Here is a 522-nt window from a genome sequence, read left to right on the forward strand (position 1 = left end):
TCTAGTTCGCTATCTATTTGTAATACTTTACTAATTACTGTGTTATCGGGGATGGCAACAACAACTTTTCGACTAAATAGAGGTAACCCCTTTTTTAGTTCTTTGAGTTTCTTTACAATTTTCTGATAAACCAAAGCATGGTTATCAGCGAAAATATCGTCAGCAACTCGTATTTCCTTATAACCTAACAGCGTATACTTACTGCCTGCAGGTTTTAGGACCACTGCTTTAATACTATGGTGGCCGATATCGACACCCATAACTAATGATTGAACCATATAGCTCTACTCCAATAAGAAAGCTCCGCTCATTACGCCTATTAAATGGGGAAATAAGCGGTAACTACTTTTGAGAGCTAAATTTTTAGCTTAGAGTACTAGGGTTTGCATTAAGGCAGCCTCTACTAAACAGGGATTCTCCGGTGAAGTTCATAAAGCGTTTAATAATTTTTTCATTGATTTGCACAGCTCTTGGAGTCAGTACAATTTTTGGTTTCTATTTATATGTAAAACCAGAGTTGCC

The 522-nt window shown here is 36.8% G+C and carries 1 protein-coding gene; it reads right to left on the minus strand.

Translation table 11 applies throughout. From position 1 onward, the window contains the following. Nucleotides 1-278 (minus strand): pilus assembly protein PilM (pilM, locus tag ACQY6F_RS19095; RefSeq protein WP_428776711.1); only part of this gene is annotated, 278 nt, incomplete at its 3' end. Nucleotides 279-522 lie beyond the last annotated feature (244 nt).

The organism is Vibrio sp. (genome assembly GCF_050299255.1).
Classification (GTDB): domain Bacteria; phylum Pseudomonadota; class Gammaproteobacteria; order Enterobacterales; family Vibrionaceae; genus Vibrio.